At 58.9% G+C, this 16,906-nt stretch carries 16 protein-coding genes; 9 read left to right on the top strand and 7 right to left on the bottom strand.

Annotated features, from left to right (window positions below):
* The first annotated feature begins 77 nt into the window (after positions 1-77).
* Positions 78-1,286: a pyridoxal phosphate-dependent aminotransferase gene (locus tag ACL2XM_RS26780; protein ID WP_413732011.1), complete on the top strand. Its 1,209-nt coding sequence runs from the start codon at positions 78-80 to the stop codon at positions 1,284-1,286.
* Here ACL2XM_RS26780 and ACL2XM_RS26775 read toward each other — a convergent pair.
* The 4 genes from ACL2XM_RS26775 to ACL2XM_RS26760 form a co-directional block, all read right to left on the bottom strand.
* Positions 1,283-2,416, bottom strand: coding sequence for a M24 family metallopeptidase (locus ACL2XM_RS26775; RefSeq protein WP_413732010.1), 1,134 nt, complete (start codon positions 2,414-2,416; stop codon positions 1,283-1,285). The genes ACL2XM_RS26780 and ACL2XM_RS26775 overlap by 4 nt on opposite strands.
* Positions 2,417-2,434: 18 nt before the next feature.
* Positions 2,435-3,493 carry an ABC transporter substrate-binding protein gene (locus ACL2XM_RS26770; protein WP_410013651.1) on the bottom strand — a complete coding sequence of 353 codons (1,059 nt, stop codon included), beginning with the start codon at positions 3,491-3,493 and terminating at the stop codon, positions 2,435-2,437.
* A gap of 72 nt (positions 3,494-3,565) precedes the next feature.
* Positions 3,566-4,267 carry a type 1 glutamine amidotransferase gene (locus tag ACL2XM_RS26765; protein WP_413721366.1) on the bottom strand — a complete coding sequence of 234 codons (702 nt, stop codon included), beginning with the start codon at positions 4,265-4,267 and terminating at the stop codon, positions 3,566-3,568.
* 47 nt (positions 4,268-4,314) lie between these two features.
* Complete coding sequence (locus ACL2XM_RS26760) at positions 4,315-4,980, bottom strand: GntR family transcriptional regulator (RefSeq protein ID WP_413721367.1); 666 nt, start codon at positions 4,978-4,980, stop codon at positions 4,315-4,317.
* A gap of 576 nt (positions 4,981-5,556) precedes the next feature.
* On the opposite strand from ACL2XM_RS26760, the gene umuD reads away from it, so the two are divergent.
* The 4 genes from umuD to ACL2XM_RS26740 all read left to right on the top strand — a co-directional run bounded on the left by umuD (position 5,557) and on the right by ACL2XM_RS26740 (position 10,622).
* Positions 5,557-5,988, top strand: coding sequence for a translesion error-prone DNA polymerase V autoproteolytic subunit (gene umuD, locus ACL2XM_RS26755; RefSeq protein WP_410013648.1), 432 nt, complete (start codon positions 5,557-5,559; stop codon positions 5,986-5,988).
* A 2-nt stretch (positions 5,989-5,990) separates the two neighbouring features.
* Positions 5,991-7,259 carry a translesion error-prone DNA polymerase V subunit UmuC gene (umuC, locus tag ACL2XM_RS26750; protein ID WP_413732008.1) on the top strand — a complete coding sequence of 423 codons (1,269 nt, stop codon included), beginning with the start codon at positions 5,991-5,993 and terminating at the stop codon, positions 7,257-7,259.
* Positions 7,260-7,448: 189 nt separating this feature from the next.
* Entirely contained in the window at positions 7,449-8,375 is a 927-nt protein-coding gene (panS, locus tag ACL2XM_RS26745; RefSeq protein WP_413732006.1) for a ketopantoate/pantoate/pantothenate transporter PanS, read from the top strand.
* Positions 8,376-8,771: 396 nt separating this feature from the next.
* Positions 8,772-10,622 carry a DUF3413 domain-containing protein gene (locus ACL2XM_RS26740; protein ID WP_413732004.1) on the top strand — a complete coding sequence of 617 codons (1,851 nt, stop codon included), beginning with the start codon at positions 8,772-8,774 and terminating at the stop codon, positions 10,620-10,622.
* A gap of 210 nt (positions 10,623-10,832) precedes the next feature.
* Here ACL2XM_RS26740 and ACL2XM_RS26735 read toward each other — a convergent pair whose 3' ends face one another.
* From ACL2XM_RS26735 to ACL2XM_RS26725, 3 genes are all read right to left on the bottom strand, one after another.
* Positions 10,833-11,378 (bottom strand): YfaZ family outer membrane protein, encoded by a 546-nt coding sequence (locus tag ACL2XM_RS26735; protein WP_410013644.1) that lies wholly within the window; start codon positions 11,376-11,378, stop codon positions 10,833-10,835.
* A 145-nt stretch (positions 11,379-11,523) separates the two neighbouring features.
* On the bottom strand, positions 11,524-11,700 hold the full coding sequence (locus ACL2XM_RS26730) for a DUF3606 domain-containing protein (RefSeq protein ID WP_410013643.1): 177 nt from the start codon (positions 11,698-11,700) through the stop codon (positions 11,524-11,526).
* 262 nt (positions 11,701-11,962) lie between these two features.
* Complete coding sequence (locus tag ACL2XM_RS26725; protein WP_410013642.1) at positions 11,963-12,793, bottom strand: SDR family oxidoreductase; 831 nt, start codon at positions 12,791-12,793, stop codon at positions 11,963-11,965.
* Between the two features lie 117 nt (positions 12,794-12,910).
* Between ACL2XM_RS26725 and ACL2XM_RS26720 the strand changes: the two genes are divergently transcribed.
* The 4 genes from ACL2XM_RS26720 (at position 12,911) to ACL2XM_RS26705 (ending at position 16,885) form a co-directional block, all read left to right on the top strand.
* A complete protein-coding gene (locus tag ACL2XM_RS26720; RefSeq protein ID WP_413721373.1) occupies positions 12,911-13,801 on the top strand; it encodes a LysR family transcriptional regulator in 891 nt (296 codons plus the stop codon).
* A 363-nt stretch (positions 13,802-14,164) separates the two neighbouring features.
* Positions 14,165-15,049 (top strand): hypothetical protein, encoded by an 885-nt coding sequence (locus tag ACL2XM_RS26715; RefSeq protein WP_413732002.1) that lies wholly within the window; start codon positions 14,165-14,167, stop codon positions 15,047-15,049.
* Positions 15,050-15,254: 205 nt separating this feature from the next.
* Positions 15,255-16,106 (top strand): ABC transporter ATP-binding protein, encoded by an 852-nt coding sequence (locus ACL2XM_RS26710; RefSeq protein ID WP_413732001.1) that lies wholly within the window; start codon positions 15,255-15,257, stop codon positions 16,104-16,106.
* Positions 16,103-16,885: an ABC transporter permease gene (locus tag ACL2XM_RS26705; protein ID WP_410013638.1), complete on the top strand. Its 783-nt coding sequence runs from the start codon at positions 16,103-16,105 to the stop codon at positions 16,883-16,885. The genes ACL2XM_RS26710 and ACL2XM_RS26705 overlap by 4 nt, the downstream gene beginning before the upstream one ends.
* Positions 16,886-16,906 lie beyond the last annotated feature (21 nt).

Below are 16,906 nucleotides of genomic sequence, written 5' to 3'. Positions count from 1 at the left end.
GGTGCAACGGGGCAAAGGATAAGGCCTTTATCGCCGCCCAGAAACCTTAATGGCACCACATTATTCAAGGGGATGACATGTCAGAAAAATTTATTGCCCGGCGTATGAAACGCGTACGCCCCTCGCCAACCGGGGCCATAGCCGATACCGTGCGCGCCATGGAGGAAGCGGGCCTTGATGTAATAAACCTGGGCCTGGGCGAGCTGGATTTCGCCACGCCGCCGGCCATCGGCCAAGCCGGGATCGATGCCATAGTGCACGGCGACACCAAATATACCGCCGTGGCCGGCACATTGGCGCTGAGGCAGGCGATCGCCGATAAGTTCCAACGAGATAACGGGCTATCCTACCGGCCGGCGGAGATCATCGCCGGCACCGGCGCCAAGCAGCTTATTTTCAACGCCTTTATGGCCACCCTGTCGCCGGGAGATGAAGTGATTATTCCGGCGCCCTATTGGGTCTCCTATCCGGATATGGTGGCGCTGGCCGAGGGCGAGACGCGAATAGTGGCCTGTAGCGAAGCGTCGGGCTGGAAGCTACAGCCCGAGGATCTGAGGGCGGCCATTACCCCGCGCACCCGCTGGCTGGTGCTCAACTCCCCCAACAACCCCACCGGGGCGGTCTATTGCCATCAGGAACTGGCGGCGCTGGCCGCCGTGCTGGTCGATGCGCCGCAGGTACTGGTGCTATCTGATGATATCTACGAACGCCTGCGCCACCAGGACGAGCCGTTTGCCACGCTGGCGGCGGTTGAGCCGCGCCTGCGGGATCGGACGCTGACGGTTAACGGGTTATCAAAAGGGTTCTCCATGACCGGCTGGCGGCTGGGCTATGCAGGCGGGCCGGGCTGGCTGATTACCGCCATGCAGGTGTTGCAATCGCAGAGCACCTCCAATCCCAGTTCGGTATCCCAGGCGGCGGCGCTGACCGCGCTGACCGCGCCCGACGATTTTACCGCCGGCTGGCTGGCCCGGCTTGCGGCGCGGCGGGCGATAGTCATGGCGATGATTGACCAGGTGGAGGGACTCAGCGCCCAAACTCCCCCCGGCGCCTTCTATGTCTTTGCCTGCTGCTGCGGACTGCTGGGTAAACGCGCGCCCGACGGCGCTTTGCTGGCAACCGATGGCGACGTGGCCGACTATCTGGCGCGCAGCGCCCGGGTGGCGACGCTGCAAGGCGCGGCATTCGGCATGTCGCCCTATATCCGCATCGCCTATGCCCTCGACGACCAACGCCTGTCTGAAGCCTGCGAACGCATTAAACAGGCCTGCGCCCGGCTGCGCTAACTGATAAACAACTGGCGCGGGAACTGGGTTAACCGCTCATAGCCGCTGTCGGTAATCGCGATGGTTTCGGACATGCCGAAACCACGCGCCAGTACATAGGTATGAAACGTCATGCCCGGGACAAAATGCCAGGCGCAGCCCGGCGCCGCTTCCAGCGGCTCGCCGCCGCTCGGCGCCAGCAGCAGGCCGACCGAATAGAAGGTTTTATTGGTGTAGGTCTCGCGCAGTCCCGCCGCCAGCACGCCCTCGCGATAGACCGCGTCCGGCACGGTGGCCGCCACGCCGGGCCGCACTTCCGCCAGCGCCGCATCCTGTATGGCAATCAACTGCTCCACCGTGCGGCGGTCCTCATCGCTGGCCTGGCCGACGCGGATCGGGCGCATAAAGCGCGCATGGTAATGCCGTACGTTGGGCGTGGTTTCAATCTGTACGATATCGCCGTGCGCCAGCACCCGATCGCTGTAACCGCCGTGCAAATGGTAAGCACGCTCCCCCGACGACATGACCCCCGGCCCCGGCAAATCACTGCCGGCGCGGATCATGGCGCTACAGATTTCCGCCGCCATGTCCCGTTCGCTGACGCCGGGCCTGGCCGCCCCGATCGCCGCCGCCATGCCGGCCTCGGCCGCCCGCGCCGCCCTGCGTTGATAGCTGATTTCCGCCGGGGACTTAATAAAGCGCATCTCCGTAACCAATTGGCTTTCATCGAGCATCAGCGCATCCGGCAGGCCGGCCCGGAGGCCGTTAAACCGCGCCACCGACAGCGGCCATGCCCCCATTTCCACCGCCAGCCGGGGCGAACTGCCGAGCCGCGAGCGAATCGCCTGCACCGCGACGGCGGTTTTATCGTCGCTGTCGCTCCACATCTCCCGATCGGGGAACAGGCAGGTGCTGTCGAGATAATATGCTTCCACGTCACGGCAAATCACCGTCGGATCGCCGTTCGCCGGAATAATGGCAAACTGGAACGACGAGTAGGCGCGGGTAAAGAATCCCGTCAGCCAGGTTACGCTTTCCGGCATAAACGCCAGCAGGGCATCATAGCCTTTTGCCACCAGTTGTTGCCGCACCCGCGCCAGGCGTTGGTCATATTCCGCTTTTTCAAACCAGTAATTGGTTTCCACCATCATTGATACCCTATTTGTGAATTACTGTTGCATGGCGGTGTTGTAGGCTTCACCCGCCGCCAGGGAATGGGCCGCCCACCAGTCGATATTCATAAACAACGCATTGGCCAGGCGTTCAGGCGTCGAGGGCAGCCGCCCCAGGCGCGATTTATCAATCAGCGGGATTGACTTAGGCGTTACCGGACCGTAGGCCACATATTGGCTGAAACGCGCCTGCACCTCCGGGCGAATGATGTAGTTGAGGAATTTAACTGCCTGCGCCTTGTTGGGGGCGTCTTTGACAATCATAAAATAGCCTACCTGGGCCACTGATTGATCCCAGGCCATGGCAATCGGCAGACCGTCGTCAATGCCCGCCTGGAAACGGCCGTTCCAGCCCAGCGCCATGACCACTTCGCCGCTGCCCAGCGCCTGTACCGGCTGCGCGCCAGATGACCACCACATGGCGACATAGGGCTTGATCTGGCGGATCTTATTCAACGCGCGCTCCATGCCGGCGGGAGTATCAAGGGTTTTATACACATCGGCGGGCGCGACGCCGTCGGCCAGCAGCGCCGCTTCCAGCACGGTGTCCGGCTTATCCGGCAGCGTGCGCTTACCGGGGAATTTCTTCACGTCCCAGAAGTCGGAGAACGTTTTCGGTCCGCCGTTGGGGAAAGCCTTGGTCGAATAGCCGATTACCGTGGAAAAGATTTCCGACGGTACGCCGTAGTCGTTGCGGGCCTGGGGCAGCACATTGCTTTCATCGACCATATCCGGCGTGATTTTTTCAAACAGGCCGCTTTTCGCCCCCTGCATCAGGCTGGCGCCGCCGGCGGTCACCACGTCCCACTCGACTTTATGGGTATCCACCATCGCCTTGATACGCGCGATAACCGGATTGGTATCCTCGATAACCTCAATGCCGGTTTCCTGGGTAAAAGGTTTCATCCAGGCCGCGCGAATGCCATCCTGGTATGCGCCGCCCCAACTGGCAAACGTCATTTCATCGGCTGCGGCGGCGTTTAACGGCAGCGCCGACGCGGCAACGACCGTGGCGGCGGCAAACGCGCCGAGCAGTTTTATGCGCAATCTTGTCATCACTTCTCTCCCTTCATCACTGGAAACATCGTTCCCGGCACGAAACCCTGCCCCGCGCCGGGCGATAAGCCGTTAGCTTGCGATAAACGCCGCAAAGCGGGTCAGCATGGATTTGGCCGCCGCGGCTTCGTCGGCGGTAGCGATAAGATGCCCGATATCCGCCCCGTCGCGCTCCATGGTGGCGCGGTTTTGCTCAAACCACAGCGGCGCCTGCCGCAGCGTAATTTCCGGATGGCCCTGGATACCCCAGATTGGCTGATCTTTATAACGCCAAATTTGGTTGGGGCATTGATCGCTGGCCGCGAGGATGGTCATGTCGGGATGGGTGGCGCGCACTTCATCGTTGTGCCAGACAAACATATACACCTGCGGCACGATGCCGGAGGCGATGGCATCGCCGGCGGCCGCGGGTGTCGCCTGCAGCCATTTATTGCCGATTTCGCACGTGGGGCGCCGGAACACCTGATCCCGCCCGCACAACGCCGAGGCGAGGATCTGGCTACCGAAACAGATCCCCAGCATGGGGATGCCCAGGCCGGCGGCTTGCGTGATCAACTGGTGTTCACGGTGGATAAAGGGAATATCTTCATAAGCGCCGTGCGGACTGCCTGAAAGAAAAATGCCGTCATAACCGGTCAGGTCGGCCGGAAATTGGTTCTGGTAGGCCCAGTGGCGGTCAACCTCCAGCCCCCATGACTCAAAACGATCGTCCAGGCGGGCGATCGTCTGTTGCGATTGACCGTTGTGAAGATACAGCAGACGCTTGCGACCCATTGGGCCCTCCTGATATTCGTTAACGGACCGCTGTCGGCGGCCGGTAGTTAGCGCGAACCGCCGCCGGTGACCGACTGGAATATGGCGTTGCGCGCGCCCTCGATATGCCGCACCATCGCCTGCGCCGCCCGCTCGCCGTCGCCCGCCTCAATGGCGTCGACGATCGCCAGGTGCTCGTTGCGCCCCGGTTCAAAACGCGAGGGCACGGTCTCTTTGCCAAACATCCGGGTGCGGGTGCGCAGCTCGCCTATCAGGCGCAGCAAGAGCTTATTGCCGCTGGTCTCGGCGATACTGAGATGCAGGAAGTCGTCGACTTCCCAATGATGGCCGGCCGTAACCTGATCGGGACCGGCCATCGCCATCAGCCGCTGGCGGATGGCGCCCAGCTTCGCCGCCGACATCTTGCCGGCGGCGCTGCGGGCGGCGTCGGCTTCCAGCAGCATGCGCACCGACATGATTTCTAAAATTTCGCTTAATTCCACGCCGTTAACCAGCAGCGTCCGCCCCGATCGGCGCAGATAATGGCTGCCTTCCAACCGGCCGAGCGCCTCGCGCACCGGCGTACGCGACAGGCCCAGCTGTTCCGCCAGCCGGCGTTCGTTTACCACGTCGCCATTGGCCAGGGCGCCGGCCTGGATCATGCGCAGCACGGCGTCAAAGGCATTTTGCGTTAACGATTGATCGTGCGGTGGGGTTAATTCCGTTGCTTTCATTATTGCCTCCGTACTGCATGATTTTTACCCTGCCCTCATTTTGTATTCTATTTGTATACCATTTGTCTACCGCAACATCCGCCGCTTAAATGCCCTGAACGTCTGATAACAGGCGGCGAATTGCAGTAAAATAAGCAAATCTTATTTCTTGACCGGCTGCGGACGCGTCCGGCGCCGGGCGCAAGTATCCCGCCAAGGCCCGTAGCAGGCATTGCGCGGGCTGAGCAGGGGCAGAAGAAAGAGCGGCGGGGCGGCAAGCGAAATAGTAATGCAGTCATTTTTGATCTGGCTGGCGCGCAGAGATAGGTTATCCGTATGGCGGTGTTTTTCCCGCGCCCGCGCCCTGGGGCAACATAAGGTTGCCGCATGAAACCAATAACATATCCTAACTAATAATTAGCTATATAAATTATATACATGAGCGAGATAACGCCCATGCACTGCCGGTTAAATTTTTTGATCCTTATTTATCAGCCAGCTAATCGCTTTTTAGGCCGCTGTCCCGCTTCGGCGTCTTTTCAAACCGCCTGATTTATTTATACTGGACACATAAACAGTATTAATGGATTTATCAGCATGAAGATTATCACGACATTTTTTGCGCCCGCCGGCCTGTTGCCGGTGCTGTCCCTGCCGCTGTTCGCCGACCGGTGCCGGGCGGGTTTTCCCTCGCCGGCCCAGGATTATGTCGAAAAGACCCTCGACCTGAACGAATACTGTATCCGCCATCCCAGCGCCACCTATTTTGTCCGCGCCAGCGGCGATTCCATGACCGACGCGGGTATCGGCGACGGCGATCTGCTGGTGGTGGACCGGGCGGAAAAAGCCGGCCACGGCGATATCGTCATTGCCGCCGTCGACGGCGAATTTACCGTCAAACGGCTCTGCCTGCGGCCGCGCCTGGCGCTGCAGCCGATGAATCCGGCGTTCCCCGAACTGTTTCCCGACCCCGACACGCTGGAAATCTTCGGCGTGGTGCTGTTCGCCGTTCACGACACCCGCAATTGATCATGTTTGCCCTGGCCGACGTCAACAGCTTCTACGCCTCATGCGAAGGCCTGTTCCGTCCGGATCTGCGCGGCGTGCCGATCGTGGTGCTGAGCAATAACGACGGCTGCGTGATTGCCCGATCGGCGGAGGCGAAAAAACTCGGGGTGAAAATGGGCCTGCCCTATTTTCAACTGGAAGCGTTATTGCGCCGGCAGCGCATCGCCGTGTTTTCCTCGAACTACGCCCTGTACGCCGATATGTCGGCGCGGGTGATGGCGACGCTTGAAGCCCTGGCGCCCCGTACCGAGGTGTACTCCATCGACGAAGCCTGGATGGATGTCGCCGGCATAAATGCCAGCGTGCCCTACGATCGGTTCGGCCAGCAGGTGCGGGCGGCGGTGCGGGAGGTGACCGGATTGACGGTGGGGGTAGGCATTGCCCGCACCAAAACCCTGGCCAAACTGTGCAATCATGCGGCCAAGCGGTGGCCGGCCACCGGCGGCGTGGTGGCGCTTGACGATCCGATCCGGCTGCGCAGGCTGATGGCGTTGACGCCGGTTGAGGATGTGTGGGGCGTTGGGCGGCGTATCGGCAAAAAACTCACCGCCATGGGCATGCAAACCACGCTGCAGCTGGCCGACGCCAATATCCATTTTATCCGCAAAACCTTCGGCGTGGTGCTGGAGCGCACGGTACGGGAGCTGCGCGGCGAATCCTGCCTCAGTCTGGAGCAGCAGCCGCCGGCCAAGCAGCAGATCGTCTGCAGCCGCTCGTTTGGCGGCCGGGTCACCGATCTTGCCGCCATGCGCCAGGCGGTCTGCCGCTACGCCGGGCGCGCGGCGGAAAAACTGCGCCAGGAAAAACAGTATTGCCGCCAGATAGCGGTATTTATCCGCTCATCCCCCTACGCCATCAATGAGCCTTATTATGCCAACGGCGCCAGCGAAACGCTGCTCACCGCCACCCAGGATACCCGGGATATTATGGCGGCCGCCGTGCGCGGCCTGGAGCGCATCTGGCGCGACGGCCCCCGTTACGCCAAGGCGGGGGTAATGCTGAATGATTTTTCTCCCACCCGCCAGGCCCAGTTCCAGCTGTTTGACGACCATCCTCCCCGTCCGTCCAGCCGTGAGCTGATGGCGGTGCTCGACCGCATCAACCAGACCGGTATCGGCCATATCGGGTTTGCGGGCCAGGGCATCGCCCCCGCCTGGGCGATGAAGCGCGAGATGCTATCGCCGGCTTATACCACGCGCTGGGGGCAATTGCCCGTCGCCAGGATAATCTGAAGACGCGGGGTTAAAAAAGCCGCGCGGGCAAGGCCGGCACAGCCGGCAACGCGCTTTATTGACGGTAATATATTGCCACCCATCCGGATTGACGGTACAAATAAAGCCGCTATGGCAAGCGCGGGGGCCGTATCAGCTCCCGGCAACACAATTTACCTATTAAAATAAGATAATAAGGACACACCTCACATGTTAGCCAAGATTACCCGCCTGTTCCCGCTGTGGGCTGTTTTGCTGTCCATCGCCGCGTACTATTCCCCGACCACCTTTATCCGCATCGGGCCCTATGTGAGCATCCTGCTGATGCTGATTATGTTCGCCATGGGCGTCACGCTCCGGGTGGCTGATTTTAAACGCGTCCTCTCCCGCCCGGCGCCGGTTATCGCCGCCACCTTCCTGCACTACCTGGTGATGCCGCTGGCCGCCTGGATACTGGCCAAGCTGTTCCAGATGCCGCCCGATCTGTCGGCGGGCATGATCCTGGTGGGCAGCGTCGCCAGCGGCACGGCCTCCAATGTGATGATTTACCTGGCGAAAGGCGATGTGGCGCTGTCGGTGACCATTTCCGCCGTGTCCACCCTGGTGGGGGTTTTCGCCACGCCGCTGCTGACCCGGCTGTATGTGGATGCGCAGATCAAGGTCGATGTGGCGGGCATGCTGCTGAGCATTTTGCAGATTGTGGTTATCCCGATCTTTGCCGGCCTGGTTATCCATCATCTGTTTACCCGCGCCGTTAAGCGCGTGGAGCCTTGGCTGCCGGCGTTTTCAATGATCTGCATCCTGGCGATTATCAGCGCGGTGGTGGGCGGCAGCCAGGGATTTATCGGCTCGGTGGGGCTGGTGGTGATCGCGGCGGTGATCCTGCATAACGGCATCGGCCTGCTGAGCGGCTACTGGGGCGGAAAACTGTTCGGCTTTGACGAAACCACCTGCCGCACGCTGGCCATGGAGGTCGGCATGCAAAACTCCGGTCTGGCGGCCACCCTGGGCAAGATTTATTTCTCCCCCCTGGCCGCGCTGCCCGGCGCGCTGTTCTCGGTATGGCACAACCTGTCCGGTTCGGTGCTGGCCGGCTACTGGTCCGGCCGTCCGATCAAGAACGTGAAGCCAAAATAACGGCGCTACGCTATCAATGACGCCATGCCGTCCGGCGCAGAGGTTGCGCCGGCGGTTAACGTATCAGAAAGCTTAACGGAATACGTCCGCGCGGCGCGCCCGTTTGATAAATAAAACCGCGGTGATTCCACCGTCGCCCATCGACGGCTTTTCGCGCTGATGTGGCCATGGCCTCCTCTGGCGCCGTTGACGACGGCGCCTGTCGTTTTCCCCATGTTCTCACCCGCTCGCTATGCTTAAGCCAAGTTAATCGATAAAGCCATCCTATAACCGGCTGATAATGAGCGGCGCGTTACAGTTGTTTACTAAAATAGATAGCCGGTTAAACACAATTTGGGTGTTAAATCTCACCGCCTCTCAGCTCGCCGCTCTATTTGCCATACAGGATTACTGAAGATGACGCTTAGATTGAATGCCTTTAGTTCATTTAAACCCAATGTAAGATGGGCAACGGTGTTCTGGTTATTAAACGCTGTGTTACTGACGGCGGTAAGTTTCCGCTATTGGCAATGGATCAGCATTCCGGCGGGGGATTACCGTTCGGTTATCTATTTGCTTACCGCCCAATACGCCCTGTTCGGCACCATCTGCCTGCTGGGCCTGGCGCTGAATTGCCTGTTGTGCCTGTTGCCCGGCCGGCTGTTCCGGGGCATCGGCATCCTGCTGGGGTTCTGCGCCGTTGCGGTGCTGGTTGTCGATACCCTGGTGTTCGCCCAATACCGCTTTCACCTTAACGGCGTCGTGCTCGAAATGCTGTTCGAGGGGCGCGACGTGGTCGACCTCTCATGGTACACCTGGCTGGTGGGCGCGGGCATGGGGCTGGCGCTGCTGGCGCTGCAACTGCTGTTTAACCGCCTGGCGCGCGCCGTACGCCGTCTAAGCACGCTCAGGACGCCCGGCTACAGCCTGATGGCGCTCAGTATCCTGGTCAGCCAGGGTATGCACGCCTGGGATGACGCCAACTATAGAACCCAGATCCCAAGTTATACCCATGATTTTCCGCTTTATTACCCTCTGACGGCCAAGTCCAGGCTGGTCGCCTGGGGACTGGTGGATCCCTCCCTGGCATTGAATAAAGAGAACAATCTACAGGCCGAGCCGGAAGGGACATTGCATTACCCCCTGCACCCTATCGCCTATGCCAAGCCGGCCCAGCAGCCCAATGTGCTGTTTATCCTGATCGACGCCTGGCGCTACGACGACGCCAATGACCGGGTGACCCCCAACGTCAGCCGGTTCGCGCAGCAGGCGCTGCGTTTCCATCAGCATCGCAGCGGCGGCAACTCTACCGAGCCGGGCATATTCAGTTTGTTCTACAGCCTGCCGGATACCTACTGGCTGGCGGTGCGTAACAGCGGCCAGCGCCCGGTGCTGATGCAAACCCTGGCCGACGAGGGATATCAATTTTCCATTCACGGGTCGGCGGATCTCAACCATCCGCCGTTTGACCGCACGGTATTTTCCCATATTCCCGATTTGACCATCAGCAACAGCGAACCGTCTCCCGCCCGGCGCGACCGGCAGATCACCGATGCCTTTAAGCAGTTTATCGATAAGCGGGACGCTAAAAAGCCGTTTTTCGATTTTCTGTTTTATGACGCGGCCCACGGCTACGACCTGCCGCCCGACGCGGCGACGCCGTTCAAGCCCTATTGGGAACGCGTGGATCACATTAAGCTCAACAACGATTTTGACCCGACCGAATACCATAACCGCTACCGGGACGCGCTGTATTATGACGATAGCCTGATAGGCGAGGTGTTGGCCAAACTGGCGCAGGCGGGGCTGGACAACAATACCCTGGTGGTGATTACCTCCGATCACGGCGAAGAGTTTAACGATCATAAAAAGAACTACTGGGGTCACGGCAGCAACTTTAGCGACGTGCAAATCCATGTGCCGATGTTTATGAAGCTGCCGGGCGGCGAAAGCGGCGATATCAACCGGCGCACCAGCCATTTCGATGTGGTGCCGACGCTGATGCAAACCATTGCGGGCGTCACGACCCCGGTGGGCGACTACAGCGTGGGACGCAATTTATTGCAGCCCGACGCGCCGCGTTCCGACGATATCATTGTCGGCAGTTATTACAATTACGCGGTGGTGTCCCCCGATCAGATTGACGTCGTCTACCCGGGCGGGATCTTCGAGACCTTTACGCCGGACCTGCAGCCCAGCAAGCAGCATCTGCTGCAGGGCGAGCGCCTGCGTAATATTATCGGGCTGATGTCGCGGTTTAATAAATAAAACGCCACCGCCCGGCGGCGGTCTTGTTCAGACTGCTGACAAGCGTGCACATGAGCTAGCGGTGGGTATGATGGGTAGGCTCAGTAAAGCGTAGCGCACCAGGGATGGCGCGCACGACGTTGCCATCAAACTCAACAAGACCGCCGCCGGGCGGTCTTGTTTCGATCAAATGAAATCGCAGGCATGATGACGGGAGGACGAGGACGCCCCTCAGAAGTTAAACGCGCCGCCGATATACGGGCCGTCGGCCAGGATATTGTCGCGGTCGCCGTCCTTGCCGTCCATCGCCATATAGCGGTAACCGACGCTGACGGTTACCAGCGGGATGGCGGTCAACCTGACGCCGGCATTGGCTTCGGTATAGTTTTCCACGCCGCTGGAAAGGGAATCCGGCGAGTAGTAATAATCGCCATACAGGCTGAACAGGCTGCCCACCGGCAACTGCAGGCCTCCGCCCACGGCAATGGCATAACCTTCATCGCCGTCTTTTGGCCCCACATACAGTCCCTTGCCGCCCACGGTGCCCATAAACGGGCCGAGGGGAATATTGTAACCGAGGCCGAGACCGGCGACATCGCCGTTGTCATCGTTATGCGCCCAATTGCCGCTGACGGCAATGCCCGGCGTAGTGGTCCCGAAACCAACGCCTACGTTGGTATAATGTTCGCCGACTTCACCGGTTACGCTTACGGCATTGGCGGATGCGGCGGCCAGTAACAGGCTGGCGGCGGCGCCAGCAATAAAAAACGTCTTCATTGTTTTCTTCCTGAATCATCAAAATGGTCGGGAAACATTCCACCGCAGGAAGTTTAACGCAAAGAGTTGAAAGTGTAATGAGGTTAATTATATAAATTTCAGATACAAGCATTCACCCTGATTGGCGCGCCCCGCCGCCGGCGCATTATTTACCACAATGCTCCTTCACGTCTTTCGTGCCATTGCCGACCGCCCTGATGGCGGCGGAGAGTTTTTGTTTGGTGATTCCTAAGGTTTGCGTCCAGTACTCCACTTCCCACGGTTCCCGCAGGCTGATAAAATTTTTATCTTTCGGCTCTTGAAGATGAATTTGTTCACTCATTTCGTCGTGTCCCTGCTGATGGGAATAGCCCCATACCAGTTATAAGTTTATATAACTGAATAGCAACAGGGATTATTTAACTTTTGGGGCTGGATCATGACCCTGACCGAATAAAGCCGTTTATCTGCAAAACGTGAAAAGGATCGCAGTAACTTTTATTGTCTGCGGGAAATGTCGCCGCCCGGTAAATTACTAAATTAATCATCGCGCAGAGGATCGGCACCCGGAATCATTCCCGCCGCCCTGCGCGATATCTTGTCTTTCACTGGTCAATATCGGTCGATAAAGCAATGTCTTTTTGCGCTTCCAGCGCGGCCAGCCGCTGCGTCAGCGTCGCGTGGAGATGATCATAAGCCTGGCTGCCCAGCGTCAGCCGCCGGGGAGCGGGGCTGCGCTCCACGCTGGCCATGATTTCCCGGACCATCTTTACCGGGTCCCCCAGGATCGGGAAAGCCTCAGCGGCCAGCGCGCGACGCATATCCCCCGCCGGGGTGGCGTCATACTCCGCCATCGGCGGCGGGGTGATCAGCGCGCCGCCGAAGCCTGTTTTCGCCGGTCCCGGTTCCACCAGGGTAAACTCGATATTGAACGGCGCCACTTCCTGGGCCACCGCCTCGACGAATCCCTCGATACCCCATTTAGTGGCATGATACAGGCTGAAATTGGGATAGGCGGTTTGGCCGCCCTCCGAGGATATCTGCAGGATCCGCCCGCCGCCCTGGCGGCGCAGGTGCGGCAAGGCGACGCGGATAAGCTGGATCGAGCCGATGAGATTGGTATCGATCTGATGACGGATCTGCTCATCGCTCGCCTCCTCGCCCGCGCCGAACACCGCATAACCGGCATTGCTCACCACGATGTCGATACGGCCCCAATGCGCGACGGCCTGATCGAAAACACGGTGCACCTGCTGCGTATCGGTAACGTCCAACGACGCCACCCACAGACGGTCGCCATACCGCGCCAGCAGATCGTCAAGCGCGCCGGTCTTGCGCAAGGTTGCCGCGACGCGATCGCCGCGCGCCAGGAGTTTTTCCGTCAGTTCCCGGCCAAGTCCCGAGGACGTGCCGGTAATAAACCACGTTCTAGACATACGCTGTCTCCTTATTGTTAAGGCGCCGCTATGATGGCGCGTTAACTGAGTATAAGGCCCGCAGATCCATGCTACTATCCGTACAATATCGCATGAAGAAGTGAAATAAACCCAGCAATGAAAAAACCCGATTTAGCGGATTTAACCGCTTTCGCCGCGATAGTCGCCCATCGCAGCTTTCGCAAGGCGGCGGACGAGCTAGGCCTGTCCCCCTCCACCCTCAGCCATATGATGCGGGTGCTGGAGCAGAATATGGGGGTGCGGCTGCTGCACCGGACCACCCGCAGCGTGGCGCCCACCGAGGCCGGCGAGCGGCTGGTGTCCCGTCTGCGCCCGTTGCTCAGGGATCTGGATTCGGCGCTGGAGGATGTCAACGAATTCCGCGACCGGCCCAGCGGCATATTACGCATTAACGCCAGCGAGCCGGCGGCCCGGCAACTGCTGGCGCGGGTGGTGCCGGCGTTTCTGGCGCGCTACCCGGAAATGTCCCTCGATCTGGTGACGGAGAACCGGCTGGTGGATATCGTCGCCGGCGGTTTTGACGCCGGCGTTCGCCTGGGCGAGGCGCTGCCGCAGGATATGATTGCCGTGCGTTTCGGCGGCGAGGTACGTTTTGTGACGGTGGCCGCTCCCGCCTATCTGGCGGGCCGCAGGCCGCCGCAGACGCCGGACGACTTGAAAGGACATGAATGCATCCGCCTGCGCCTGCCCAGCGGCAAGATTTTCCGCTGGGAATTTGCCCGCAACGGCCAGGAAATCGCCCTCGACGTGCCCGGCGCTCTGACCCTGGACCACCTGGGCCTGATGGCGGAATCCGCCGCCGCCGGACTGGGCATCGCCTACTTACCCGCGCCGGTGGCCCAGCCCTATATCGACCAGGGTAAACTTATCCGGGTGCTTGAGGAGTGGTGCCCGCCGATACCCGGGTTATTTTTATATTATCCCGGCAATCGCCATGTGCCGTTGGGGCTGAGGGCATTTATTGCCGTATTGAAAGAAGTTGATTAGTTTATTCGTAGATATTATTTTTTCAAATAAATTAATATCTGGCATTAATTAAATTCAATAGCACCGCGCATTGCAATGCTATTACCTGTTCGCGTAAACTGCGCAGCGCATTACTTATTGCGCACTATGCTTCGGCACTTATGCCATCAATATAATGCTCACTCCCATCGACATCATTATCCATTAGGTTTCTACTATATGCCTTTAAATGTAACACTCGCCTCGGCACCGCAAAATCAGCCATCCCTTACCGCCGGCCATAGCAGCACCGCGCACGACCACCATCTTGCCGGTGACCTTTTAATTGCATTGTTAAAAAAAACCGGCTACGCCGCAACGCCGCTTCCCGCAGAAATAGGGGATGTGACTATAGATAGCAATAATATCGATTTTTTTAATGAGATTTTCGTTAAAACGTATACCGCTACCCGTGATAAAAAAAACGTTCAGGACATCCGATTCGACAACGCATTCACCCTTTCGCTGCTCGACTGCGATGGCGGATTGGTAATAGCCTATGGCGAGAAAGTTTTTGAGCTGTCTAATATTACTATCGAATTATTAACGAATTTAATCATAAGCGATTACCATGATCATCCCGCCGCCTACGATAATACGCTGCTGGCGGATTTTATCCTGATGCAGACAGCGCTGAGCGACGATACCGATAAAATCGATATCCATAAAAAAATCGATATCCTGCATAATATATACCACGACATTCCCCAGCCCTGTTTTATTGCCGCCGCGTATATGATGGCGCACAGATCCATCAGTCCTTTCGACTTTTCCGTACCGGCGTCGATCCTGGCGCCGCTCAGGCAAGGCGGGCAGTTCGACATCGGCTTATGCATGCTGGACGGTAACGATATCAGCCAGGAGCGCCATGGCGTCGATTTTACCCTCACGCGCCATGATAATCAGAAAACCAGCCTGCAGGCGAATGTCCGCCCCCGGGATTTATTTAACCACGCGGCGGAGATCCGGCATTTCCTTGCCGCCAACTTTGGCGACCACTGTATTTTTCTGACCAGCAGCTACAGCGCCGGCCATTTTTGCTATTATGATATTAAAAATGATATTGTTTATTCCGGTGGGACAAAGGCGCTTTCCGCGGCAGCCTCCGGCATACATTTCGTCGACTATATGGCAACAAAATATAATAAAGATAATGAAAAGCAGCAAATCACTTTGTTTTGCACGAATAATAGCGCGGATGAAGTAGCGAAAATCATCGACAGCTTCTGATCAACCCCGCGTCATCAGCACCACCAATACGCCTTCTGCACCTGGCCGGCGCTGATCCTTAAGCAGCTCAGCCGATGCATTTAACTCATATTTAATCCCGGTTTATTTATTAGAGCTTCCATTATTTTCCTCACATACTGAGCCATGTCAAATCACCCCAGACACCCGCGGTGAGCTGCTCACAATATGCATTAAGGATCATTTTATGGTTGCCGTTTCACCCCGCTTTACGGGGGCTATTGTCCGGGGCGCGCCGGGCGATACGCTTTCTTCGCCGCCGGGCATTGCCCCGGCTGACCCGATGCTTAACGCCGAAGGTATTTCGGTCACCTACCGTACCCGTCGTGGGATAATAGAAGCGCTGAAACAGGTCAGCCTGCGCATCGGCACGGGCGAGTTCGTCACGCTGCTGGGGCCGTCCGGCTGCGGAAAATCGACGCTGCTGAAAATCGCCGCCGGGCTGCTGCGTCCCTCCGCGGGGCAAATTGCCATTGCCGGCAAGCCGTCCCACGGCCCTAACCGCAATATCGGCGTGGCGTTCCAGAAACCCACCCTGATGCCCTGGAAAACCGTGCTGGAAAATATCCTCATGCCGGCGCATACGCTTAAGCTGGATTTAACCCGGGCGCATGCCCGCGCCCTGGAGCTGCTCGCGCTGGTGGGACTGAGCGAATTCAGCCACAACTACCCTAATGAACTGTCCGGGGGCATGCAGCAGAGAGTCGGGCTGGCGCGCATGCTGCTGGGGGATCCCAAACTGTTATTGATGGATGAGCCCTTCGCGGCGCTGGATGCCATGACCCGGGAAACCCTGACCCTGGAACTGCAGCGCGTCTGGCTGCAAGACCGGAAATCCGTGCTGTTTATTACCCATAGCATCCCGGAGGCGGTGTTCCTGTCGGACCGCGTCCTGGTCATGTCCGCCCGCCCGGGAACCCTTATCGAAGACTACCGGATAACCCTGCCGCGGCCCCGATCGCCTGAGACCCTCTCCTCGCCCCCGTTCAGCGAGGCATGCCGGCACCTGCGCCGGCATTTTATGGAGCACGCGCAATGAACCGGATCCTATCGGTGATTTATCCGCTGATAACGCTTACGGTATTGTTGCTGGCATGGCAACTGGCCGTCAGCCTGCTGAATATTCCGGAATATATTTTACCCGCCCCCACCGCGGTGTGGACCACCCTGCTGGATCTGTTCCGCCAGGGCGTTATCTGGAAGCATATCGGCTATACCCTGTCGGCCACGCTTATCGGGTATGCGCTGGGCAGCGGCTTTGCCCTGATCGCCGGCGCCGCGCTGGCGGAATCCGCCACCTTCGAAAAATTCGTTTACCCGCTGCTGGTGGCTATCCAATCCACGCCTAAAGTGGCCCTGGCGCCGCTGATCCTGGTCTGGTTTGGTTTCGGCATCGCCTCCAAGGTGGTGCTGGTGGTGCTGTTATGCTTTTTCCCGCTGTTTATCAATACTCTGGTGGGATTTAAGCGGGTAGATGCCGACCTGATTGACGCCTGCCGGGCCTTTTCCGCCTCCCGCTGGTATATCTTCCGCCACGTTAAGCTGCCGTCGGTGGCCGGGGATATTTTTGCCGGTCTGCAGATAGGCATTGCGCTGGCGCTGATTGGCGCCGTGGTGGGCGAACTGGTGTCGTCGGAAGCCGGGCTCGGTTACATGATTGGCGCCGCCGCGGCGAATTTAAACGTCAGCACGATGTTTGCCGGCGTATTCCTGCTGGCGGTGATAGGGCTTATCGGGGCGCAAAGCGTGCGCTGGCTGCACCGGCGCCTGGTTTTTTGGGAAACACCCCGGGCCGATGATACCCGCACGGTGCGCTAACCCCAGGTTTGATGACATTAA

Origin of the sequence: Sodalis sp. RH20, assembly GCF_047324205.1 — a bacterium.
Lineage (GTDB): Bacteria > Pseudomonadota > Gammaproteobacteria > Enterobacterales > Enterobacteriaceae > Acerihabitans.
Note: the sequence above shows the minus strand (reverse complement) of the source record. Positions and strands in the feature narration are given on the sequence as shown.